Annotated in this window: 21 protein-coding genes; 11 read left to right on the top strand and 10 right to left on the bottom strand. The window is 68.4% G+C overall.

Features of this window, described 5'->3' with window-relative positions; translation table 11 throughout:
- The first annotated feature begins 130 nt into the window (after positions 1 to 130).
- The 4 genes from ACFY2Z_RS12965 to ACFY2Z_RS12950 all read left to right on the top strand — a co-directional run bounded on the left by ACFY2Z_RS12965 (position 131) and on the right by ACFY2Z_RS12950 (position 3,923).
- A complete protein-coding gene (locus ACFY2Z_RS12965; protein ID WP_390744228.1) occupies positions 131 to 811 on the top strand; it encodes a PadR family transcriptional regulator in 681 nt (226 codons plus the stop codon).
- A gap of 44 nt (positions 812 to 855) precedes the next feature.
- Positions 856 to 1,938 (top strand): inositol-3-phosphate synthase, encoded by a 1,083-nt coding sequence (locus tag ACFY2Z_RS12960; RefSeq protein ID WP_390744227.1) that lies wholly within the window; start codon positions 856 to 858, stop codon positions 1,936 to 1,938.
- 80 nt (positions 1,939 to 2,018) lie between these two features.
- Positions 2,019 to 3,281 carry an MFS transporter gene (locus tag ACFY2Z_RS12955; protein ID WP_390744226.1) on the top strand — a complete coding sequence of 421 codons (1,263 nt, stop codon included), beginning with the start codon at positions 2,019 to 2,021 and terminating at the stop codon, positions 3,279 to 3,281.
- A 117-nt stretch (positions 3,282 to 3,398) separates the two neighbouring features.
- Complete coding sequence (locus tag ACFY2Z_RS12950) at positions 3,399 to 3,923, top strand: hypothetical protein (protein WP_390744225.1); 525 nt, start codon at positions 3,399 to 3,401, stop codon at positions 3,921 to 3,923.
- 102 nt (positions 3,924 to 4,025) lie between these two features.
- Here the strand turns inward: ACFY2Z_RS12950 and ACFY2Z_RS12945 are convergent, their stop codons facing one another.
- Entirely contained in the window at positions 4,026 to 5,495 is a 1,470-nt protein-coding gene (locus tag ACFY2Z_RS12945; protein WP_390744224.1) for a CCA tRNA nucleotidyltransferase, read from the bottom strand.
- A 245-nt stretch (positions 5,496 to 5,740) separates the two neighbouring features.
- Between ACFY2Z_RS12945 and ACFY2Z_RS12940 the strand changes: the two genes are divergently transcribed.
- From ACFY2Z_RS12940 to trxA, 7 genes are all read left to right on the top strand, one after another.
- Positions 5,741 to 8,167 carry a DUF6049 family protein gene (locus ACFY2Z_RS12940; RefSeq protein ID WP_390744223.1) on the top strand — a complete coding sequence of 809 codons (2,427 nt, stop codon included), beginning with the start codon at positions 5,741 to 5,743 and terminating at the stop codon, positions 8,165 to 8,167.
- Positions 8,168 to 8,213: 46 nt separating this feature from the next.
- Positions 8,214 to 10,505: a murein biosynthesis integral membrane protein MurJ gene (murJ, locus tag ACFY2Z_RS12935; RefSeq protein ID WP_390744222.1), complete on the top strand. Its 2,292-nt coding sequence runs from the start codon at positions 8,214 to 8,216 to the stop codon at positions 10,503 to 10,505.
- A 118-nt stretch (positions 10,506 to 10,623) separates the two neighbouring features.
- Positions 10,624 to 12,342, top strand: coding sequence for a serine/threonine protein kinase (locus tag ACFY2Z_RS12930; RefSeq protein ID WP_390744221.1), 1,719 nt, complete (start codon positions 10,624 to 10,626; stop codon positions 12,340 to 12,342).
- Between the two features lie 24 nt (positions 12,343 to 12,366).
- Positions 12,367 to 13,080 carry an RNA polymerase sigma factor SigM gene (gene sigM, locus ACFY2Z_RS12925; RefSeq protein ID WP_390744220.1) on the top strand — a complete coding sequence of 238 codons (714 nt, stop codon included), beginning with the start codon at positions 12,367 to 12,369 and terminating at the stop codon, positions 13,078 to 13,080.
- Positions 13,077 to 14,009 (top strand): anti-sigma factor family protein, encoded by a 933-nt coding sequence (locus tag ACFY2Z_RS12920; protein WP_390744219.1) that lies wholly within the window; start codon positions 13,077 to 13,079, stop codon positions 14,007 to 14,009. The genes sigM and ACFY2Z_RS12920 overlap by 4 nt, the downstream gene beginning before the upstream one ends.
- 186 nt (positions 14,010 to 14,195) lie before the next feature.
- Positions 14,196 to 15,167 carry a thioredoxin-disulfide reductase gene (gene trxB / locus ACFY2Z_RS12915; RefSeq protein ID WP_355906678.1) on the top strand — a complete coding sequence of 324 codons (972 nt, stop codon included), beginning with the start codon at positions 14,196 to 14,198 and terminating at the stop codon, positions 15,165 to 15,167.
- A 41-nt stretch (positions 15,168 to 15,208) separates the two neighbouring features.
- Complete coding sequence (gene trxA, locus ACFY2Z_RS12910; RefSeq protein ID WP_355906675.1) at positions 15,209 to 15,544, top strand: thioredoxin; 336 nt, start codon at positions 15,209 to 15,211, stop codon at positions 15,542 to 15,544.
- Positions 15,545 to 15,635: 91 nt separating this feature from the next.
- On the opposite strand, the gene ACFY2Z_RS12905 is transcribed toward trxA, so the two are convergent.
- The 9 genes from ACFY2Z_RS12905 to rpmH form a co-directional block, all read right to left on the bottom strand.
- Complete coding sequence (locus ACFY2Z_RS12905) at positions 15,636 to 16,253, bottom strand: GNAT family N-acetyltransferase (RefSeq protein WP_390744218.1); 618 nt, start codon at positions 16,251 to 16,253, stop codon at positions 15,636 to 15,638.
- Positions 16,254 to 16,596: 343 nt separating this feature from the next.
- Entirely contained in the window at positions 16,597 to 17,697 is a 1,101-nt protein-coding gene (locus tag ACFY2Z_RS12900; protein ID WP_390744217.1) for a ParB/RepB/Spo0J family partition protein, read from the bottom strand.
- Positions 17,694 to 18,767, bottom strand: coding sequence for a ParA family protein (locus ACFY2Z_RS12895; protein WP_390744342.1), 1,074 nt, complete (start codon positions 18,765 to 18,767; stop codon positions 17,694 to 17,696). Before ACFY2Z_RS12895 ends, ACFY2Z_RS12900 begins: the two co-directional genes overlap by 4 nt.
- Positions 18,768 to 19,073: 306 nt before the next feature.
- The gene (gene rsmG / locus ACFY2Z_RS12890) at positions 19,074 to 19,790 is read right to left on the bottom strand and encodes a 16S rRNA (guanine(527)-N(7))-methyltransferase RsmG (protein ID WP_390744216.1); all 717 of its coding nucleotides are present in this window, start codon (positions 19,788 to 19,790) and stop codon (positions 19,074 to 19,076) included.
- 159 nt (positions 19,791 to 19,949) lie between these two features.
- Positions 19,950 to 20,462 (bottom strand): protein jag, encoded by a 513-nt coding sequence (locus ACFY2Z_RS12885; protein ID WP_390744215.1) that lies wholly within the window; start codon positions 20,460 to 20,462, stop codon positions 19,950 to 19,952.
- A 15-nt stretch (positions 20,463 to 20,477) separates the two neighbouring features.
- Entirely contained in the window at positions 20,478 to 21,755 is a 1,278-nt protein-coding gene (gene yidC, locus ACFY2Z_RS12880; RefSeq protein ID WP_390744214.1) for a membrane protein insertase YidC, read from the bottom strand.
- A gap of 3 nt (positions 21,756 to 21,758) precedes the next feature.
- Entirely contained in the window at positions 21,759 to 22,112 is a 354-nt protein-coding gene (gene yidD / locus ACFY2Z_RS12875; protein WP_390744213.1) for a membrane protein insertion efficiency factor YidD, read from the bottom strand.
- Positions 22,109 to 22,483: a ribonuclease P protein component gene (gene rnpA / locus ACFY2Z_RS12870; RefSeq protein ID WP_311693789.1), complete on the bottom strand. Its 375-nt coding sequence runs from the start codon at positions 22,481 to 22,483 to the stop codon at positions 22,109 to 22,111. Before rnpA ends, yidD begins: the two co-directional genes overlap by 4 nt.
- Before the next feature lie 18 nt (positions 22,484 to 22,501).
- Entirely contained in the window at positions 22,502 to 22,639 is a 138-nt protein-coding gene (gene rpmH, locus ACFY2Z_RS12865; protein WP_003956500.1) for a 50S ribosomal protein L34, read from the bottom strand.
- Positions 22,640 to 22,947: the final 308 nt, after the last annotated feature.

Raw genomic sequence — 22,947 nt, 5'->3', positions numbered from 1 at the left:
TGTGACCCCGTTCACCCTGCCCCCTCTTGTCGCACCCGGAGGGGCGTTCTATCGTGCTGATGTATCGAGTCGATACATCAGCACGGCATAAAGACCGCGCGGACGAGACAGCGGCAGAGAGGAGGCGCACATGAGCCGGCGTTCCGGGATCCTTGAGTTCGCCGTCCTCGGCCTGCTCCGCGAGTCCCCGATGCACGGCTACGAGCTGCGCAAACGACTCAATACATCACTGGGTGTATTCCGTGCGTTCAGCTACGGGACGCTCTACCCGTGCCTCAAGACGCTGGTCGCCAACGGCTGGTTGATCGAGGAGACGGGTGGTACCGCCGACGATGCCCACGCCGCTCCGCTCGCGGGACGCCGCGCCAAGATCGTCTACCGGCTCACGGCGGAAGGTAAGGAGCACTTCGAGGAGCTGCTCACGCAGACGGGCCCCGACGTCTACGAGGACGAGCACTTCGCCGCTCGCTTCGCCTTCTTCGGGCAGACGTCCCGCGACGTGCGCATGCGCGTGCTCGAGGGCCGCCGCAGCCGGCTGGAGGAACGCCTGGAGAAGATGCGGGCCTCCCTGGCGCGCACCCGGGAGCGCCTGGACGACTACACCCTCGAGCTCCAGCGCCACGGAATGGAGTCCGTGGAGCGCGAAGTGCGCTGGCTGAACGAGCTCATCGAGAGCGAGCGGGCCGGACGGGACCTCAGGGGTTCCACCGCCGACGGCTCCGCTCACGGCAGCACATCTGGAGAGACGGGCGGCCTGCCCCGGCACCGGGACGGCACCCGGCCGGATCCGTCCGACGACACCACCACGTGAGGTCCATTCGGGGCTTCACCTCGCACACACAGGGAGCAACCGGAATGGGTTCGGTTCGCGTAGCCATCGTCGGCGTGGGCAACTGCGCCGCATCGCTGGTGCAGGGCGTCGAGTACTACAAGGACGCCGACCCGGCGTCCAAGGTCCCGGGCCTGATGCACGTCCAGTTCGGCGACTACCACGTCCGTGACGTCGAGTTCGTCGCCGCGTTCGACGTGGACGCCAAGAAGGTCGGTCTCGACCTGGCGGACGCCATCGGCGCCTCGGAGAACAACACCATCAAGATCTGCGACGTCCCCTCCACCGGCGTGACGGTCCAGCGCGGCCACACCCTCGACGGCCTCGGCAAGTACTACCGCGCCACCATCGAGGAGTCCGCCGAGGAGCCGGTCGACATCGTCCAGGTCCTCAAGGACAAGCAGGTCGACGTCCTGGTCTGCTACCTGCCCGTCGGCTCCGAGGACGCGGCGAAGTTCTACGCCCAGTGCGCCATCGACGCCAAGGTCGCCTTCGTCAACGCCCTTCCGGTCTTCATCGCCGGCACCAAGGAGTGGGCCGACAAGTTCACCGAGGCGGGCGTCCCGATCGTCGGTGACGACATCAAGTCGCAGGTCGGCGCCACCATCACGCACCGCGTCATGGCGAAGCTGTTCGAGGACCGGGGTGTCGTCCTGGACCGCACGATGCAGCTGAACGTCGGCGGCAACATGGACTTCAAGAACATGCTCGAGCGTGAGCGCCTGGAGTCCAAGAAGATCTCCAAGACGCAGGCCGTCACCTCCCAGATCCCCGACCGGGACCTCGGCGAGAAGAACGTCCACATCGGCCCGTCCGACTACGTGGCCTGGCTGGACGACCGCAAGTGGGCCTACGTCCGCCTCGAGGGTCGTGCCTTCGGCGACGTCCCGCTGAACCTCGAGTACAAGCTCGAGGTCTGGGACTCCCCGAACTCCGCGGGTGTCATCATCGACGCCCTGCGCGCCGCGAAGATCGCCAAGGACCGCGGCATCGGTGGTCCGATCCTGTCGGCGTCGTCTTACTTCATGAAGTCCCCGCCGGTCCAGTACTTCGACGACGAGGCCCGCGAGAACGTCGAGAAGTTCATCAACGGCGAGGTCGAGCGCTAAGACGCCCGTTCGTCCGCGACCTGTGCAGGGTCCCCGGGGCAGGTGCCCGGGGACCCTGCGCGTATGTGAGGCTGGGCCCCATGTCCGTCGTGCGCGACCTGAGCGTCCTCCTGCGCTTCCGGGACTTCCGGCGTCTGCTCGCCGTGCGGCTGCTCTCCCAGGGAGCCGACGGCGTCTACCAGGTCGCACTCGCCGCGTACGTCGTCTTCTCCCCGGAGAAGCAGACCTCGGCCACAGCCATCGCCTCCACGATGGCGGTACTGCTCCTTCCCTACTCCCTCGTCGGCCCCTTCGCGGGAGTCCTGCTGGACCGCTGGCGACGGCGCCAGGTCTTTCTCCACGGCAATCTGCTGCGCACCCTGCTGGCCTGTGGTACGGCCGTTCTGATGCTGGCTCAGGTACCGGACTGGCTCTTCTACGCCTCCGCGCTCTGTGTCACCGCGGTCAACCGCTTCGTCCTCGCGGGACTGTCGGCCTCCCTGCCGCACGTGGTCGACGGCGAGCGCCTGGTGATGGCCAACTCGCTCTCCCCGACAGCCGGCACGATCGCCGCGACCGCGGGCGGCGGACTCGCCTTCCTGGTCCGCCTGGTGGCCGCGGGATCCGACGCGGCCGTGGTCCTGCTGGCTGCGGCCCTGTATCTGGGATCGGCCCTCGTCTCGCTCAGCCTGGCACCGGACCAGTTGGGGCCCGACCGGACCGCGGTGCCACCACGGCTGGGCACAGCGCTCGCCGGCACCCTGCGCGCCCTGGTGGCGGGCGTACGCCATCTGGCCGAGCCTCCGCGCCAGGAGGCCGTCTGGGCGCTCACCGCCATGACGCTGATGCGGTTCTGCTACGGCGCGCTGCTGGTCCTGCTGCTCATGCTGTGCCGCTACGCCCTGGCCTCGGACCCGGCGCACGGGCTCGCCCTGCTGGGGATGGCGCTGGCGGTGTCCGGTGCCGGATTCTTCGCCGCGGCCGTGGTGACACCGTGGGCGGCGGGACGGCTCGGTCCCGGCCGCTGGATCGCCGTGTGCGCCGCGGCCGCCGCGGTGCTGGAGCCCGCGCTCGGCCTTCCGTTCGCCGTCGGACCCCTGCTGGTCGCCGCCTTCGTCCTGGGACTGATCACCCAGGGTGCCAAGATCTCCACGGACACGATCGTCCAGTCGGCGGTCGAGGACGCCTTCCGAGGCCGGGTCTTCTCGGTGTACGACGTGCTCTTCAACGCCGCTTTCGTCGGCGCGGCCGGGCTCGCCGCTCTGATGCTGCCTCCTGACGGCCGCTCAGCCGCCCTGGTGGTCACGGTTGCCTTGGTCTATACGGCAGTTGCTGTGACTATGTCCCGCTTCGAACACCAGTAAGTGTCACATCAGGGATACGGAACCCCTCTGAGCTTCAAGGTTGTCAGTGGGGGCCGATAACTTACGTGCGTCTTACTTTCATGCATAACGCATTCACGTTCGAGGGGGACCCTCATAGTGACCACTCCGCCGCCGCCCCAGGGCACGAACCCGTACGCCCAGCAGCCCCCGGCGCCCATGGGACAGCAGGCCGGTCAGCCCGGAGTTCCGCCGCAGCAGGGCGGCTACCCCGGAGCCCCGCAGGCCCCCTACACCCCGTTCCCGAACCAGGGAGCCCCCGCCCCCACGCCGCCGCAGGCGGGCCCCGGCAAGCGTGCGGGGAAGAAGGCGCTGCGCATCGTCGGGACCGTCATCGTCGCCATCCTCGTCCTGGCCGTGAAGTTCGGCATCGGCTGGTGGAGCAGCCAGACGGACGCCGAGACCACGTCCGTGGGCGCCTGTATGCACAACGACGGCACGAACTCCAAGGCAGACCTGAACGAGGTCGACTGTTCCTCCAGCGAGGCCCAGTACAAGGTCGTCCAGAAGTTCGACGACACCACCGATGACAGCAAGTGCGAGGCCGTCAAGGACGCGACGATCTCCTACGTCCAGTACGGCAACGGCCACGATGTGGTGCTCTGCCTGAAGGACAACAAGTAACGCGTCGGTCCGCACAGGCCGGAGGGGCGATGTTTCACGTGAAACATCGCCCCTCCGCACATCCAGGGGCATGTTTCACGTGAAACATGCCCCCACTTCATCTCAGGAGCCGTGCTCGGCCGCCCACTCCTTGAGCGCCGCCACTGCGGCGTCGTGCTCCATGGGCCCGTTCTCCAGACGCAGCTCCAACAGGAACTTGTACGCCTGACCGACGATGGGGCCGGGGCGGACACCCAGGATCTCCATGATCTGGTTGCCGTCCAGATCGGGGCGGATCGAGTCCAGCTCCTCCTGCTCCTGGAGCTGGGCGATGCGCTCCTCCAGCCCGTCGTACGCGCGGGAGAGCGCCGCCGCCTTCCGCTTGTTGCGGGTGGTGCAGTCGGACCGGGTGAGCTTGTGGAGACGTTCGAGGAGCGGGCCCGCGTCACGGACGTACCGGCGCACCGCGGAGTCCGTCCACTCTCCGGTGCCGTAGCCATGGAAGCGCAGATGGAGCTCGACCAGCCGGGAGACGTCCTTCACCAGGTCGTTCGGGTACTTGAGCGCCGTCATTCGCTTCTTGGTCATCTTGGCGCCCACCACCTCGTGATGATGGAAGGAGACGCGGCCGTCCATCTCGAAGCGGCGTGTCCTCGGCTTGCCGATGTCATGCAGCAGAGCAGCAAGCCGCAGGGTCAGGTCCGGGCCCTCGTTCTCGAGCGCCATGGCCTGTTCCAGGACGATCAGCGTGTGGTCGTAGACGTCCTTGTGTCGGTGGTGCTCATCGCGCTCCAGCCGCAGCGCGGGCAGCTCCGGCAGAACATGATCGGCGAGCCCCGTCTCGACGAGGAGCTTCAGTCCGCTCCGCGGCTCCGCGGACAGGAGCAGCTTGTTCAGCTCGTCCCGTACGCGTTCGGCGGAAACGATCTCGATACGCCCGGCCATCTCCTTCATCGCCGTGACGACCTCGGGAGCGACCTCGAAGTCCAGCTGGGCCGCGAACCGGGCGGCACGCATCATCCGCAGCGGATCGTCGGAGAAGGACTCTTCCGGCGTGCCCGGTGTCCGCAGCACCCGGGAAGCAAGGTCGTCGAGCCCGTGATAGGGATCGATGAACTCCTTCTCGGGCAGCGCGACGGCCATGGCGTTCACGGTGAAGTCACGGCGGACCAGGTCCTGCTCGATCGAGTCGCCGTAGGAGACCTCGGGCTTGCGCGAGGTGCGGTCGTACGCCTCGGACCGGTAGGTCGTCACCTCGATCTGAAAGCGCTGTACCGCGTCGCCGACGCGGGCGTCCTTCTGGGCACCGACCGTTCCGAAGGCGATACCGACGTCCCAGGTGGCGTCAGCCCACGGCCGCACGATCTTCAGCACGTCCTCCGGGCGCGCGTCGGTCGTGAAGTCGAGATCGTTACCGAGCCGGCCGAGGAGGGCATCCCGCACCGAGCCGCCGACCAGGGCGAGCGAGAACCCGGCCTCCTGGAAGCGGCGGGCGAGGTCGTCGGCGACAGGGGACACCCGCAGCAGTTCACTCACTGCACGGTGCTGCACCTGGCTCAGGGCGCTGGGATTGTCTTCGTTGGCGTTCGGCACAACAGAAAAGGGTACGTGGCCCGGGCGAGCGGGGGCGCCTCGATTAAACGCCCACAAGCTTTAGCGTAACCATGCAGAAACGCCCTGTGCGGATTCCCTGGTCGATACGCCTTTATATAGGACAGGCCGCCCCTCGTTCCCGATCTTGGGAGGCGGACCGCGGCACTTCCCCTCCGCGCGCATCGTTACCATGCCTGGACGCACATTCCGACGACCACTGACGACGACGAGGGACGGGCGAGCGCGTGGCCGAGGCGGCAGACTTCCAGGGGATGAGTCCCTCACCTGCCCGCCGGTGGCTCCGGCGCACCGGAGCACTGCTCGCGGGTGCGCCCCTGCTGGCGGGCCTGCTACAGCTGCCCGCCGGGCCGGCGGCGTACGCCGCCGAGAAGAGCGCCCCGGTGGCAGCGAGCGGTTCCGGCACGGTCAGTGTCTCCCTCGACTCGGTCACCCCCAGCGCTCCGACCGGCGGCGACACCCTGACCGTCTCCGGGACGGTCACCAACAACGGCAACCAGACGGTCACGGACGCGCATGTGGGCCTGCGGGTCGGCCCGTCCCTGAACAGCCGCGGGGCGATCGACAGCGCCGCCCGGCGCACCGGCTACGCCCCTGGTCTCGACGGCACCGAACTCGGCGGCAAGTACGTCCAGGACTTTGACAAGATCACTCCCGGCGGCCGGCAGGACTTCAGCCTCTCCGTGCCCGTCAAGGCGCTCGACCTGGGCTCCGACGGGGTCTACCAGCTCGGCGTCTCGCTCTCCGGCCAGACCTCCGCGCAGCCGTACGAGCAGGTCCTCGGCATCCAACGGACGTTCGTGCCATGGCAGCCGGACGGCGCGAACGTCAAGACGAAGACGACGTACCTCTGGCCGCTGATCTCCTCCGTCCACATGACCGCGGAGACCCTTCCCAACCAGCAGCAGACCCCCGTCTTCCAGAACGACGAACTGGCCAAGGAGATCGCTCCGGGCGGCCGTCTCTCCCAGATCCTGTCGCTGGGCAGGGGCCTGAACGTCACCTGGGTGATCGATCCCGACCTGCTTGCCTCCGTGGACGCCATGGCGGGCAGCTACAGCGTCAAGGGCAGCGGCGGCTCGGTCACGACGGGCAAGAACCAGGCTGTCGCCAAGCAATGGCTCTCCGAGCTCGAGCAGGCGGTCCAGGACAAGGAGGTCGTGGCCCTCCCCTTCGCCGACCCCGACCTCGCCTCGCTCGCCCACGACGGCAAGAACGTCACCGGCTCCCTGAGCCATCTCAAGGACGCCACCGATGTGGCCGGGAGCACCGTGGAGACCATCCTCCATGTGAAGCCCGAGACCGACTTCGCCTGGCCGGTGGAGGGGGCGATCGACCCCTCGATCGTCAAGGTCGCCACCTCCGCCGGCGCCGACGAGATCATCGCCCGCAGCGACAGCCTCCAGGAGACCGGTGGTCTGGACTACACCCCGACCTCGGCACGTCCCATCGGTGGTGGCACCACGGCGGTGGTCGCGGACGCCGGTCTGTCGACCGCGTTCGAGGACGACATGTCCTCGGCCGGCGCCGCCACACTGGCGGTGCAGAGGTTCCTCGCCCAGAGCCTGATGACCAACCTGGAGGAGCCGCAGAAGCAGCGCAGCATCGTGGTGGCCCCGCAGCGGATGCCGTCCGCGAGCCAGGCCCAGGCGATGGCGCAGGCGCTGAAGACCCTCCAGAGCAGCAACTGGTCGCAGTCCGCCGGACTGTCCGCGGCCGCCGACGCCAAGCCGGACCCGCAGGCCACGACGCGCGTGCCGTCCACCTCCCGGTACCCCTCGTCGCTGCGCAAGGAGCAGCTGCCGCAGGCGGCGTTCCAGGAGATCGAGGACACGCAGGGCAAGCTCGACAACTTCAAGGTGATCCTCACCGACCGCGAGCGGGTCGTCACCCCCTTCGGGCGGGCCATAGACCGCGCCATGTCCACCTCCTGGCGAGGGCACCCCATCAAGGCCGCGGACTTCCGCCTGAACGTGGGGTCGTATCTCGACGGGCTCACGGACCAGGTCCGGTTGATCGACAAGTCGGAGACCAAGCTCTCGGGCCGCAGCGCCACGATCCCCGTGACGGTGCAGAACAACCTCATGCAAGGGGTCGACCACCTGGTGCTGCGGCTCACCTCGCAGCAGCCGACGCGTCTCAAGATCGGCAACGGCCCCTACACGGAGCAGCCCATCAGCGTCTCCGGCGGGCACAGCCAGTCGGTGAAGTTCACCACCACGGCCAACGCCAACGGTCGCGCCGACGTGGTCGCCCAGCTCTTCACGGAGGACGGCCAGGCGTACGGCCCCGCCGTCACCTTCGACGTGAACGTCACCGAGATCACGCCCACGGTGATGCTGGTCATCGCAGGCGGTGTCCTGCTGCTGGTCCTCGCCGGATTCCGCATGTACACCCAGCGCAAGCGCCTGGCCGCACGGCAGGCCGAGGAGGAGCAGGGCGACCTGGACGTCACCACGTCGGAGGGGGGCCTGAACGACTCGGCCGACGGCACCGTAGACACTGAAGACACCGAAGGCCCCACGACGGGACCCGAACAGGAGTCGGACGCGGAACACGGGGCAGACGACCCGGAGCAGCCGAGTGACCCGGTACCGGACACCGCACCCGAAAGCGCCGACCCGTCCAGCACGGGTGAGAGAGTGGACCGTTGAGCGACGTCGTGGCCGGTCGGCCCGGGGACAATGAGGTGGGGTAACCATGAACGCGCCGTACGACGGTGACCGCGGCCAGGGCGGCTCGGGCCACCCCGAGGGCCCGCCGCCGCACGAGCCCGGCCAGATGCCGCCGCACCCCCAGACGGACATGTACCTCCAGGACGCCTACCGGCAGGACCCCTACCGGGCGCAGGACCTCTCCGCCCAGGACCCGGTCACCGAGGCCCTCTACGACCGCGCCGCGCACCCTCCGCCGGCCCCGGGCACCCACCAGCCGCAGCAGCCGCTCTACGGACAGCCGCCCACGCCGCAGTACGCCCCGGACCCCCAGGTGTGGGCCCAGCCGCCCGCGCCCGAGCCGTCAGGCCCGACGCAGTACCTGCCCTACGGCGACGACCCCCGCACGACCCAGTACGTGGGCGTCGACGACCTGGTCATCCAGGCCGGCGAGGAGCGCCACGAGCCGGACGCCTTCGCCCACCTCCTCCGTGACCAGCAGCAGGGCGGCGGACAGCCGTACCCGCAGCAGACGTCCATGCCCGCCCCCGCGCCGGGCCAGGGCCCCGTGGGGCGCTTCCAGCAGCCCGTCCACGCCTTCGCGCAGCCCGGGGCGTACACGCCCGCGCCCGGACCGGCCGCCGAGGCGGCTCCCATGGCCGCACCGGCCCCCGCCGTCTCCGAGCCCCCGGTCAAGAAGGGCGGGCGCGCCTCGGGCCTGCTGAAGTCCAGCGCCGTGATGGCGGCGGGCACGATGGTCTCCCGGCTCACGGGCTTCATCCGCTCGGCGATGATCGTCTCGGCCCTGGGCGTCGGCGTGCTCGGCGACACCTTCCAGGTCGCCTACCAGCTCCCGACGATGATCTACATCCTCACCGTGGGCGGTGGCCTGAACTCCGTCTTCGTGCCGCAGCTCGTCCGCGCGATGAAGGAGGACGAGGACGGCGGCGAGGCCTACGCCAACCGTCTCCTCACGCTGGTGATGGTGGCCCTGGGCCTGCTGACGGCTCTGGCGATGCTCGCCGCGCCGCTGCTGGTCCGGGTGCTGTCGAACTCGGTCGCGACCAACCCGCAGGCCGACGGAGTCGCCATCACCTTCACCCGCTACTTCCTGCCCTCGATCTTCTTCATGGGCATCCACGTGGTGATGGGGCAGGTCCTCAACGCCCGTGGAAAGTTCGGCGCGATGATGTGGACACCGGTCCTCAACAACATCGTCATCATCGTGACGCTGGGCATGTTCCTGTGGGTCTACGGCAGCGCCGCGCACTCCGGGATGACGGTGGACAACATCCCTCCGGAGGGCCAACGGCTCCTCGGCGTGGGCGTCCTGCTCGGCCTCGTCGTACAGGCCCTCGCCATGATCCCGTATCTGCGCGAGACCGGTTTCCGGCTGCGGCTGCGCTTCGACTGGAAGGGCCACGGCCTGGGCAAGGCCGCCATGCTCGCCAAGTGGACCGTGCTCTTCGTCCTGGCGAACCAGGCAGGCGCCATGGTCGTCAGCCAGCTGTCCACCGCCGCGGGTGAGCACGCCGGCAAGAAGTTCCCCGGCACCGGCTTCGCCGCCTACGCCAACGCCCAGCTGATCTGGGGCCTCCCGCAGGCCATCATCACCGTCTCCCTGATGGCCGCCCTGCTGCCGCGCATCTCGCGCTCCGCCGCCGAGGGCGACGGCGGTGCCGTACGCGACGACATCTCCCAGGGCCTGCGCACGACGGCCGTCGCGATCGTGCCGATCGCCTTCGGGTTCCTCGCGCTCGGCATCCCGATGTGCACGCTGATCTTCGGCTCATCCGGCACCGGCTCCGCGACCAACATGGGCTACATGCTGATGGCCTTCGCCCTCGGCCTGATCCCCTATTCGGTGCAGTACGTGGTGCTCCGCGCCTTCTACGCGTACGAGGACACCCGCACCCCCTTCTACAACACGGTCATCGTGGCCGCCGTGAACGCCGGCGCCTCGGCCGCCTGCTACATCCTGCTCCCGGCCCGCTGGGCCGTGGTCGGCATGGCGGCCTCCTACGGCCTCGCGTACGCGATCGGCGTCGGAGTGGCCTGGGCGCGGCTGCGCAAGCGGCTGGGCGGCGACCTGGACGGCGCCCGGGTGCTGCGGACGTACGCGCGGCTCGGGATCGCCTCGGTGCCCGCCGCTCTGCTGAGCGGGGCGGCCTGCTACGAAATCGGCCACACGCTGGGCCAGGGCGTCGGCGGCTCGCTCCTCGCCCTGCTCGGCGGCGGTGCCCTTCTTGTCGGTGTCTTCTACGTGGCCGCACGCAAGATGCGCATCGAGGAGCTCAACTCAATGGTCGGCATGGTCCGCGGGCGCCTGGGGCGCTGAGGCGGGGGTACGCGCACAACCATCGTGCGTCGCTGTGTGTCGTGCATAGCGCCGGACTGTGGGCACAATTGGTTTCTGCGTCGGACAGCGCGCAACGGATGGGGAGGCAGGAACGACGGTGGCGGAACGGAGCACGGCTGCCGTCGACGTGGCAGACAACAGCGGTGACGAACCGCTGACCGCGAAGGCGGACCAGTCCACGTCCGACGGGGTGGCCCAGATGCGGAATCGGGAAACGGACGGCGACGAGTCGCCGGGGGCCGGCGGGACCGAGCATCCCGGAAAGGCGTCACCCCCCGAGCTGCACAGCGACCACAAACTCGCCAGACGCTATCGACTCGAAGAATGTCTCACCCGTCTGGACGGCTTCAGCAGCTGGCGTGCGGTGGACGAGAAGCTCCGCCGTGCCGTCGGTGTGCATGTGCTGCCGTCGGACCACCCGAGGGCCCGTTCCGTGCTGGCCGCGGCCCGCTCGTCGGCGCTGCTCGGCGACCCCCGCTTTGTGCAGGTGCTGGACGCCGTCGAGGAGAACGACCTCGTCTATGTCGTGCACGAGTGGCTGCCCGACGCCACCGAGCTGACCACCCTGCTGGCGTCGGGGCCCCTGGAGGCCCATGACGCCTACCAGATGGTCACCCATGTCTCCCAGGCGATGGCCGCCGCGCATCGCGAGGGACTCTCCCATCTGCGTCTGAACCCGGGCACGGTGCTGCGCACCTCCTCCGGCCAGTGGCGCATCCGGGGCCTCGCCGTGAACGCCGCCCTGCGCGGCATCTCATCCGACACCCCCCAGCGCACCGACACGGAGGCCCTCGGCGCACTCCTGTACGCCGCCCTCACCCAGCGCTGGCCCTACGACGAGGACGCCTTCGGCCTGTCCGGGCTGCCCAAGGGTGTCGGCCTGATCGCTCCCGACCAGGTGCGCGCCGGCGTCCACCGTGGGCTGTCCGAGCTCTCCATGCGGGCGCTGGCCAACAACGGTGCCACCGCCTCCCGCCACGAGACCCCGTGCACCACGCCCGAGGAACTGGCGAAGGCGGTCGGCGAGATGCCCCGCATCCGCCCCCCGGAGCCCGCGTTCACCGCCCCGCCGGAGTACCAGCGCACGACGTACCAGCAGGGCACGTACGGCCGTCCCTCGGGCCACCCCGGCATGACCCAGCCCGTGGCGGCCCCGCCGGCCCCGCTGCAGAGCCGTACCGGCAAGGCCCTCAAGTGGGTCGTGTCCGCGCTGCTGATCGCCGCGCTGGGGCTGGGAAGCTGGCAGTTGGCCGAGGCTCTGATGGACCAGGGCGACAAGTCCAACAACACCCATCCGACGCAGACGACCGACGGGAACGACAAGAACAGCGGCAAGCCCAAACCCGCCACCCCGATCAAGATCCAGGGCGCCCAGGAGTATGTCGCCAGCGGTGACCCCCAGGCACCCGACGACGTCGCGAAGACGTACGACGGTGACCGCTCCACTTTCTGGCGGACCAAGCGCTACAACGAGGGTCCGAAGCTGGCGCCGTACAAGCCCGGCGTGGGCATCGTCTACAACCTGGGCTCCGCGCAGCAGATCTCGACCGCGTCGATAGGGCTCCGGTACGGCGGCGACCACACAACGGTCCATCTCTACGCCACGGACTCACTGACGCCCTCGACCGGAGTCGACGGGATGAAGGAGATCGGAACCGCGACGACGACCGGCACCTCTCTCACGGTGAAGGCGGCGAAGTCGGTGAAGACGCAGTATGTGCTGCTGTGGATCACGGATGTGCCAGAGGCGCCCAGCGACGGCTACAGCGGTGCCGGCTACAAGCAGGCGATCACCGACGTGATGTTCACGAGCTGAGCAGACCGAGGGGGAGGGGGTCCGGTGGCGGACGATGCCGCATACGGTGGTGTAAGCGATCAGGACCTCCTCGCCCGTCATACAGAGGGCGATCCCGACGCCTTCGGGGAGCTGGTGCGTCGGCATCGCGACCGGCTGTGGGCCGTGGCCCTGCGGACGCTGGGGGACCGCGAGGAGGCCGCTGACGCCGTCCAGGACGCCCTTGTCTCCGCCTATCGGGCCGCCCATACCTTTCGCGGCCAGTCGGCCGTCACGACCTGGCTGCACCGGATCACCGTGAACGCCTGCCTGGACCGTGCCCGCAAGGCGGCGTCCAGGAAGACCTCGCCCGTCGATGACACGGAACGGCTGGAGCAGCTCCTGGAGCCGCACGAGTCGGCTGCCGCTCCGGCCGAGCGCAATGATCTGCACCGCGAGCTGCTGGAAGCCCTGGGCACTCTTCCGGCCGACCAGCGGGCCGCCCTGGTCCTTGTGGACATGCAGGGCTACCCGGTGGCGGAGGCCGCCCGCATCCTCGATGTGCCGACCGGCACGGTGAAGAGCCGCTGCGCCCGCGGCAGAGCCAGACTGCTGCCGCTGCTCACTCATCTACGGACGGAGAGCGGCGGCCAGGACGGCAAGAAGTCGGGTGGCGGGCGGAACCGGACGCAGGGGACGTCCGTCCCACCCGCAGCGGGACCACGTGACACCGGGTCAAGCGATTCAGCTGCTGTGAAGGGCGGAGGTGGGCGAGCGTGACATCCACGACCGGCACGGCCGGACACCCGGACGCCGAAGAGCTCTCCGACCTCAGCGAGGGGCTCCTCGCGCCGTCCCGTACCACCGACCTACGGCGGCATCTGGAGAACTGCGCCCTCTGCGCCGATGTGTATGACTCCCTCGAGGAGATCCGCGGTCTCCTGGGCACACTGCCGGTACCGCAGCGGATGCCGGACGATGTGGCGAGCCGCATCGACGCCGCACTGGCCGCGGAAGTCCCGCTGGGACCAGTGGCACCCGGCGGCACCGAGACTCCCTCCGCGAGGTCGGCCGTCCCGCATGTTTCACGTGAAACATCGACCACCTCTCCGACCGACCGCCCTTCGGGCCACAGCCGCGCGGCAACGGGACCCGGCCGTACACAGCGCACACGCCGCGGCGGCCGTAGGGCCGTCGCTCTGGGAGCCGTCTTCACGACCGCGGCCCTCGGCCTGGGCGCCCTGTTGGTGCAAACCCTGGGCGGCAGCGACACGGCCAAGACCCCGAACAGGCCCACCGCGCTGCACACCGACGCGGCCCACACCTACGCCGGAGCCACCCTGGAGAAGCAGGTGACCGACCTGCTCGCCGGACAGAAGACAGGCGGGGCCCGGGCCGGCAGCAGCAAGCCCTGGGGCGTCGAGTCCCAAGGTGACACGACGGGGTCCTCGGGCATGGAGCCCAACAGGACCTTCCAGGACACCACCGGCAGCGTGCCGAGCTGCGTCGAGCAGGCCATCCACACCGACCAGCCCGTGCTCGCCTCCGACAAGGGTGTGTACCAGGGAACCCTCGTCTATCTGCTCGTCGCCCCCGACGCCTCCGTCCCCACCAAGGTCACGGCCTATATCGTCGATGCCTCCTGTGTGAAGAAGGCATCGGTCACGCCCGGCACGGTGCTGCTGACGCGTTCGTACGCACGCCCCTGAGGGCTCCCGCGTCGGACGGTCCCTGCCCGGGTTTGGGTTGGCATCTGTGTGCGGTGCAGGGTACTGCGTGTGCCCGGACACACCGGGAATGCGCGCCCCTTAGGATCCGTTGGGTGGGGTGAGAGTACTGAGAGATGCTCCCACCGGCAGATGCAGCAGCAGTCTCCAGAGACGAGGAATGAAGCCGTGAGCGACGTCCGTAACGTGATCATCATCGGCTCCGGGCCCGCCGGCTACACGGCGGCGCTCTACACCGCCCGCGCTTCCCTGAAGCCGCTGGTGTTCGAGGGCGCCGTCACCGCGGGCGGTGCCCTGATGAACACGACCGAGGTGGAGAACTTCCCCGGCTTCCAGGACGGCATCATGGGCCCCGAGCTCATGGACAACATGCGCGCGCAGGCCGAGCGCTTCGGTGCCGAACTGATCCCGGACGATGTCGTCTCTGTCGACCTCAGCGGTGAGATCAAGACGGTCACGGACACTGCCGGCACGGTCCACAAGGCGAAGGCCGTCATCGTCACCACCGGCTCCCAGCACCGCAAGCTGGGTCTGCCGAACGAGGACGCCCTCTCCGGCCGCGGCGTCTCCTGGTGCGCCACCTGTGACGGGTTCTTCTTCAAGGACCAGGACATCGCCGTGATCGGCGGCGGCGACACCGCGATGGAGGAGGCCACCTTCCTGTCGCGCTTCGCCAAGTCGGTCACGATCGTCCACCGCCGTGACACCCTGCGCGCCTCCAAGGCGATGCAGGACCGTGCGTTCGCCGACCCGAAGATCAAGTTCGTCTGGGACAGCGAAGTCGCCGAGATCAAGGGCAGCCCGAAGCTGGAGAGCCTGACGCTGCGCAACCTGAAGACCGGCGAGCTGTCGGAGCTCCCGGTGACCGGTCTGTTCATCGCGATCGGCCACGACCCGCGCACCGAGCTCTTCAAGGGGCAGCTGGACCTCGACGAGGAGGGCTACCTGAAGGTGGACGCCCCCTCGACCCGGACCAACCTGACGGGTGTCTTCGGCGCCGGTGACGTCGTCGACCACACCTACCGGCAGGCGATCACCGCGGCCGGCACCGGCTGCTCCGCGGCTCTCGACGCCGAGCGTTTCCTCGCCGCTCTCGCGGACAGCGAGCAGCAGGCGGAGCCCGAGAAGACCACCGTCTGACCCCTCCCGCCCCACCGCACCACCGAGTTAAGGAGCCCACTGTGGCCGGCACCCTGAAGAACGTGACCGACGACTCTTTTGAGCAGGACGTGCTCAAGAGCGACAAGCCCGTCCTGGTGGACTTCTGGGCCGCCTGGTGCGGTCCGTGCCGCCAGATCGCCCCCTCGCTGGAGGCAATCGCCTCCGAGTACGGCGACAAGATCGAGATCGTCAAGCTCAACATCGACGAGAACCCCGCCACGGCAGCCAAGTACGGTGTCATGTCGATCCCGACCCTGAACGTCTACCAGGGTGGCGAGGTCGCCAAGACCATCGTCGGTGCCAAGCCGAAGGCTGCGATCGTCCGAGACCTCGAGGACTTCATCGCCGAGAAGTGAGCGAGACCGCCGCTGAGCCGAAGCGGCGATGTTTCACGTGAAACACGAATGGGCCAGCCCACCAGGGCTGGCCCATTCGCATGAGTGGCCCTTACAGCGGCCGCAGCGCCGGCTCCTTCTGTACGGCTCCCAGAAGCCGGTCCAGGGCCATCTCGACGTCTTCCTTCCAGGAGAGCGTCGAACGCAGCTCCAGCCGCAGCCGGGGATATGTGGGGTGCGGGCGTACCGTCTTGAAGCCCACGGCCAGAAGATGGTCGGCTGGAAGGAGACAGGCCGGCTCCTTCCAGCGGGCGTCACCAAAGGCCTCGATCGCCTTGAAGCCACGCCGCAGCAGATCCTTGGCCACCGTCTGCACCATGACACGTCCGAGCCCTTGGCCCTGGTACCCCGGCATGATGAAGGCGGTCATCAACTGGACCGCGTCCGGAGAGACCGGGCTCGTGGGGAACGCCGTGGAGCGCGGGACATAGGCAGGCGGCGCGTAGAGGACGAAACCCACCGGGACTTCGTCGACATAGACCACCCGGCCGCACGAACCCCAGTCCAGCAGAACGGCGGAGATCCACGCCTCCTTCTCCAGCCCGGAGGTTCCGGCCTTTACCGCTGCCTCACCACTGACGGGGTCCAACTCCCAGAAGACACACGCGCGACAGCGCTTGGGAAGGTCCGGAAGGTTGTCCAGCGTGAGCGGTACGAGCCGACGCCCCATGAAGGCAGTTCCTCACTTCCTTCGCCCGCAGCGCCACGGGCGGCTGTCAGAGCGCTCCGCTCCCTGAGCAGGCTGCCGACGAACCCGCCGACCGCCCCCAGGCTCAAGCCCGCAGTCACCAGTCCGGTACGGCTCATGGCTCGCATGGCCCCCGCCTCCCCACTGAAGGTACTGCCAGGTGGATGCGCCATACCCGATCGCATCGTATCCATGATGCGATTCCCTCGATACCGCCTGAAAGCAAAGAGCGGGCCGTGTTCCGGTACACACCGGACACAGCCCGCCTTCTCCCCATGGATCGATCGGCCCCGGCCGACATCGCCAGCCGACGTCACCGGGAGACTCAGTCCTCCGGCTCCTCGATGTCGTCATCCACCAGGCTCCGCTGAAGGACCGGCCCCTCACCCGGCGCGAGGGTGCTCAGAATCCGCTCGAGATCGTCCATCGAAGCGAACTCGACGGTGATCTTGCCCTTCTTCTGACCGAGGTCGACCTTCACCCGGGTCTCGAAACGATCCGAGAGCCGGCCGGCCAGGTCGCTGAGCGCGGGAGAGACACGAGCACCGGCGCGCGGCCCCTTGGAGCGCGGCGCACTCTGCGGCCGGGACCCCATGAGCGTGACGATCTCCTCGACGGCCCGCACGGACAGACCCTCGGCCACGATCCGGTGAGCCAGCCGGTCCTGCTCCTCCGAGTCCTCCACGGACAGCAGGGCTCGGGCATGTCCGGCGGACAGCACCCCGGCGGCTACCCGGCGCTGCACAGCCGGCGACAGCTTCAGCAGCCGCAGCGTGTTGGACACCTGCGGGCGCGACCGGCCGATGCGGTCGGCCAGTTGGTCATGGGTGCAGTTGAAGTCCTTGAGGAGCTGGTCGTAGGCGGCAGCTTCTTCCAGCGGATTCAGCTGAGCCCGGTGCAGGTTCTCCAGAAGGGCGTCCAGGAGAAGCTTCTCGTCGTCCGTGGCCCGCACGATCGCCGGGATGGCCTCCAGACCGGCCTCACGGCAGGCCCGCCAGCGCCGCTCGCCCATGATGAGCTCATAGCGCGAGGACGCCAGCTGCCGCACCACGATCGGCTGGAGCAGCCCGACCTCCTTGATGGAGGTGACGAGCTCGGCGAGCGCGTCCTCGTCGAACACCTCACGAGGCTGCCGGGGGTTCGGCGTGATCGAGTCGAGGGGCAGCTCGGCGAAGTGGGCACCCACCGGAGACACGGCGGTCTCCGTGGTGCCGACCGTCGGCTCCTCGGTTTCATGTGAAACAGACGGAAGTGTGGCCACCTTCGCGGCCGCCACTCCTCGGTCCGTGGTCAGTACCGGCCCCGCCCCGGGCGCGGCGGACGGACCGCCGACTGCCGCAGCCGGGGCCGTCGCCTTCTCTCCTGTCGGGGCGGCAGGGATCAGTGCGCCGAGACCACGGCCCAGCCCCCTCCGTCGCTCGCTCACTGGATCCCCTCCACCATGCTCTGTTCCGTCTGGGCGCCCATGTGGGCGTGCTGCGCGTCATAGCTGACGCCGACACCCTTGAGCGCGATTTCCCGTGCCGCCTCAAGATACGAGAGAGCGCCGCTCGAACCCGGATCGTAGGTCAGCACCGTCTGTCCGTAGCTCGGCGCCTCCGAGATACGGACCGAGCGGGGAATGCTCGTCCTCAGCACCTCGTCGCCGAAGTGGCTGCGCACCTCTTGCGCGACCTGAGACGCAAGGCGCGTCCGGCCGTCGTACATGGTGAGCAGAATGGTCGACACATGCAGAGCGGGGTTGAGGTGCCCCCGCACCAGGTCGACATTACGCAGCAGCTGTCCCAGACCCTCCAGGGCGTAGTACTCGCACTGGATCGGGATGAGGACCTCCTGCCCGGCCACCAACGCGTTGACCGTCAAGAGGCCGAGCGAGGGTGGGCAGTCGATGAGGATGTAGTCCAGCGGCTGCTCATAGGCCTGGATCGCGCGCTCCAGCCGGCTCTCCCGGGCCACGAGAGACACCAGCTCGATCTCCGCACCGGCGAGATCGATGGTGGCGGGGGCACAGAAGAGGCCCTCGACATCGGGAACGGGCTGGACCACCTCAGCGAGAGGCTTGCTCTCGACCAAGACGTCGTAGATGGAAGGAACTTCTGCGTGGTGGTCGATCCCCAGCGCAGTGGATGCATTGCCCTGAGGGTCGAGGTCGATCACCAGGACACGGCCACCGTGGAGCGCAAGTGACGCGGCGAGGTTGACCGTCGTCGTGGTCTTACCCACCCCGCCCTTCTGGTTGGCGACCACGATGACCCGGGTCTGCTCGGGTCGCGGCAGGCCCTCACCGGCGCGCCCCAGTGCCTCCACCGCCAGTTGGGCAGCACGACCGATGGGAGTGTCGTCCATCGGGGGCGGTGTTTCACGTGAAACATCCTCCCCCATCGATTCGGTACGGGGACCGGGGACCGGATCGGTCATCGGTCCCGCGATGTTGGCGTCGGACCGCAAGGATTCACTCTCCTCGACTACAGGCTCGCAATGAACAGAGCCTCCCATGCCTTCGGGGTCGTGAACCAGTGAGGTCTGGCCTTCTGTGGAGAAATCCACCTCTGTGGACAACTCCGTGCCCTTCACGGGGGACGAAGCCCTCGAGGTGGACACCTCTCCGAGGGTTCCGAGCGGTTTGCGGTCGCGGGGTTCGGCCGCAGCCCGGCCGCGACTGATGATGCCGTGCAGGAGTGAGCGACGTTTCACGTGAAACACGATGCACAGCGGCCCTGACCGGACCTCCGCGACACTCCGAGATGCGTAGACGGGGCAGCTTGTGTGGAGTACGAGGGCTCATCGAGAATGCGCGCCCGATCAGCGGCGCCGTCGCGTCCGCCCCGTACGGGCCGCCTTCGCCCGCTTGGCCGCGAAGCGTACACCGCCGGGGCTTTCCCCCACCTCTACCCGCACCACGGTCGACAGCGGCTCCACAATGCCCTCGCCGACATGGAGGATGGATGTCTCCACGGCGCCAAGTTTCGCCAGGGCGGTGGCGGCGCTCTTCAGCTCCTCCTCGGCCGTGTCACCCTTCAGAGCAAGCATCTCCCCGTAGGGGCGCAGCAGGGGGATGCCCCAGGTGGCCAGACGGTCCAGCGGGGCAACGGCCCGGGCGGTGACCACATGGACCGGCTGGATCTTGCCCATGACCTCCTCGGCGCGACCACGGACGACGGTCACGTGGTCCAGCCCCAGCAGCTCGACGACCTCGCTGAGGAAGTTGGTGCGCCGCAGCAAGGGCTCCAGCAGCGTGATCTTCAGGTCCTCCCGGACGAGCGCGAGGGGAATGCCGGGTAGTCCGGCACCGGAGCCCACATCGCACACGGTGACCCCCTCGGGCACGACCTCCGAGAGCACCGCGCAGTTCAGCAGATGACGCTCCCACAGCCGGGGCACTTCCCTCGGGCCGATGAGACCGCGCTGCACACCCGCTTCCGCGAGCAGTTCCGCATAGCGGACCGCATCCGCGAAGCGATCACCGAACACCTCGCGCGCCTGCTCCGGCGCAGGGGGAAGCGCTGCTGCCTCCGTCACGGGGACCGTCCTTCCGTACCGCACGAGCGCACTGAGCGCAGACCACCAGAACTATCAGGGACTACCGGCTGCCGGGCACACAGCCGCCAGGAACTACAGGCTGACAAAGTTCGGCCCCGCCTGCTCAACAGACGGGGCCGGAGAAAGCTGCGAACCGATTCAGGCAGGAAGCACGACAACGAAGCGCTGCGGCTCCTCGCCCTCGGACTCGCTGCGCAGGCCCGCGGCCTTGACCGCGTCATGGACGACCTTGCGCTCGAAGGGCGTCATCGGCTTGAGCTTGACGGGCTCGCCGGAGCTCTTGACCTCGGCCACCGCCTCGGCGCCGAGTTCCGAGAGCTCCGCACGCTTCTTGGCGCGGTATCCGGCGACGTCCAGCATCAGCCGGCTGCGGTCGCCCGTCTCCCGGTGCACGGCCAGGCGCGTCAGCTCCTGGAGTGCCTCCAGCACCTCGCCGTCACGACCGACCAGCTTCTGCAGATCCCGGCTGGCCGTGTCGCTGATGATCGACACGGACGCGCGGTCGGCCTCGACGTCCATGTCGATGTCGCCGTCGAGATCGGCGATGTCCAGCAGACCCTCGAGGTAGTCCGCCGCGATCTCGCCCTCCTGCTCCAGGCGGGTCAGGGTGTCTGCACCCTCGGCAGCCGCGGAGGTGGTGCCTTCCGTCACGGGATGGACTCCTTCTTACTTCTTGGACGGGGACTTGGGCCGCTGCGGCCCCTTGCGCTGGCCGGACTGAGCCCTGCTGCGGGTACTGGAGCCGGGCTGCTTCTTCTTGGCGGTGTCGCCCGGCTTGCTGTCCTGCGGCTCGTCGGACTTGGTCAGCGACGGCGACGAAGGCGACTCCTCGGAATCATCCGCCGACTTGGGCCCACCGGACTGACGCTGGGACTTGGTCTGCCGCTTGGGCTGCTGGCGCTTGGGGGCCCCGGTGCCCGGCGTACCGTCCTCGACGGTGGCGACGGCCACGGCCTCGCTCTTCTCCACGGTGCCGTCGGCCTGGGCCGCGAGGCCCGCCTTGGTGAGACCGTTGATGAACTTGCGCTCGAACTCGTTGCGGTCACGGCCCTTGGCGACGATCGCCTTGACGATGGCCTTCTCGCTCCGCCTGCGGATCTTGCCGTGGTGCGTGACGTGCTTGGTCAGACGCTCCAGGTAGGCGGCCTGAGCCTTGGAACCCGGGGTCGGGTTGTTGTGGATGACGTACATCTGCTGGCCCATGGTCCACACGTTGGTGGTCAGCCAGTAGACGAGGACACCGACCGGGAAGTTGATACCGAAGACGGCGAACATGACCGGGAAGACGTACATCAGCATCTTCTGCTGCTGCATGAACGGCGTCTTCACCGTGGTGTCGACGTTCTTCGTCATCAGCTGGCGCTGCGTGTAGAACTGCGACGCCGACATCAGGACGATCATGATCGCGGTGACGACCCGCACGTCGGTCAGCGAGGCGCCGAGGGCGGCGACCTTGTCCGCACCGTCGGTGAACTTCGCGGCCAGCGGGGCACCGACGATGTGCGCCTTACGGGCGCTGGCGAGCAGCGGCTCGTTGATGACGCCGATCGTCTTGCCCGTCGCGATGCCGTTGAGCACGTGGTAGAGGGCGAAGAAGAACGGGGACTGCGCCAGGATGGGAAGGCACGAGGAGAGCGGGTTGGTACCCGACTCCTTGTACAGCTTCATCATCTCTTCGGACTGGCGCTGCTTGTCGTTCTTGTAGCGCTCCTGGATCTTCTTCATTTCGGGCTGCAGCGTCTGCATCGCCCGAGTCGCCTTGATCTGCTTCACGAAGAGCGGGACCAGGCAGATACGGATCAGAATCACCAGGGACACGATGGACAGGCCCCAGGCCCAACCCGTGTCGGCGCCGAAGATCGCGCCATACACCGTGTGGAACTGGACGATGACCCAGGAGACAGGTGTCGTGATGAAGCTGAAGAGGCTGGCAATCGTGTCCACTAATCATGCTCCTTGGGCATGGGACGAGGTCTCTGCGGCCGGGCTCGAGGAGAGGTTCCCCTCGGTGGCCGGTTCGGCGGCGGAGGGCCCGCCCTTGCGTGCGCGCCAGGCGTCGCGCAGCATTTCGTGCCACCGCGGGCGCTTGCGCGGCGGGACATAATCCACACCGCCGAGCGACCACGGATTGCATCGCAGGATGCGCCAGGCGGTCAGTGCCGTTCCCTTGATCGCACCGTGCCGGTCGATGGCTGTGTAGCCGTAGTGAGAACACGAGGGGTAGTACTTGCACACCGGCCCCAGCAGTGGACTGATCGTCCACTGGTAGATCTTGATCAGGGCCAGCAGTGGGTACTTCATCGCGCGCCCCCTCCTCCCAGCAGCCGCTGCAGGGCGGCGTCCAGGTCTCGGGCCAGCTGTGCAGGGTCGGCGTCACCCGATCCGGGCAGCGCTCGTACGACTACCAGGCTACCGGGGGGCAACAGGGCCACTCGGTCTCGCATGAGATGGCGAAGCCTGCGCTTCACCTTGTTGCGTATGACCGCTCCGCCCACGGCCTTGCTCACGACGAAACCCGCACGCGTCGGGGGAGCGCTCTCCCCAGGCGCGTGCGGGTCCGTGGCACCGCTACGAAGGTGGACGACGAGAAGCGGGCGTCCGGCCCGACGTCCTCGGCGTACCGCGGTCGCGAAGTCCTCGCGCCGCCTCAGCCGATGCTCGGTAGGCAGCACGTCATGACCTGTGCGCGATCAGGCGGACAGACGGGCGCGACCCTTGCTACGGCGGGACGCCAGGATGGCGCGGCCGGCACGGGTGCGCATACGCAGCCGGAAGCCGTGGGTCTTCGCGCGACGACGGTTGTTCGGCTGGAAGGTGCGCTTGCTCACTCGGGGGCTCCAGTAATGATTCGGTGGTTGGCGGGGTGTCGCCTGGCTGTCACCGTGCGCCCACGAGTAGCTCGCATTACGCCCGAGTGCACCGCTTCCCGATCACCGACATGTTCCCTGGTCGGAACTGGTACGTGATCTGTGCCCATCGGAGGCAGGCGGCAGCAGCCATCGACAACTCGACCTGGTTACGGTACGCGGGCCCGCGCCGTCCGGTCAAACCAGCGAGCCATGAGAGACACTTGTCCACAGGCTGGGGACAACAACTTGAACCACGCCGGTCGCCCTGACTACCGTGACTGGACTCC

It is taken from the genome of Streptomyces sp. NPDC001222, assembly GCF_042896945.1.
Classification (GTDB): Bacteria; Actinomycetota; Actinomycetes; order Streptomycetales; family Streptomycetaceae; genus Streptomyces; species Streptomyces gibsoniae.
Note: the sequence above shows the minus strand (reverse complement) of the source record. Positions and strands in the feature narration are given on the sequence as shown.

What these genes read in the sequence shown, in the direction of transcription:
- ACFY2Z_RS12965 (WP_390744228.1), top strand. Translation starts at nt 131, where the DNA reads ATGAGCCGGCGTTCCGGGATCCTTGAGTTCGCCGTCCTCGGCCTGCTC.
- ACFY2Z_RS12960 (WP_390744227.1), top strand. Translation starts at nt 856, where the DNA reads ATGGGTTCGGTTCGCGTAGCCATCGTCGGCGTGGGCAACTGCGCCGCA.
- ACFY2Z_RS12955 (WP_390744226.1), top strand. Translation starts at nt 2,019, where the DNA reads ATGTCCGTCGTGCGCGACCTGAGCGTCCTCCTGCGCTTCCGGGACTTC.
- murJ (WP_390744222.1), top strand. Translation starts at nt 8,214, where the DNA reads ATGAACGCGCCGTACGACGGTGACCGCGGCCAGGGCGGCTCGGGCCAC.
- ACFY2Z_RS12905 (WP_390744218.1), bottom strand. Translation starts at nt 16,253, where the DNA reads ATGGGGCGTCGGCTCGTACCGCTCACGCTGGACAACCTTCCGGACCTT.
- ACFY2Z_RS12895 (WP_390744342.1), bottom strand. Translation starts at nt 18,767, where the DNA reads ATGGGAGGCTCTGTTCATTGCGAGCCTGTAGTCGAGGAGAGTGAATCC.
- yidD (WP_390744213.1), bottom strand. Translation starts at nt 22,112, where the DNA reads ATGAAGTACCCACTGCTGGCCCTGATCAAGATCTACCAGTGGACGATC.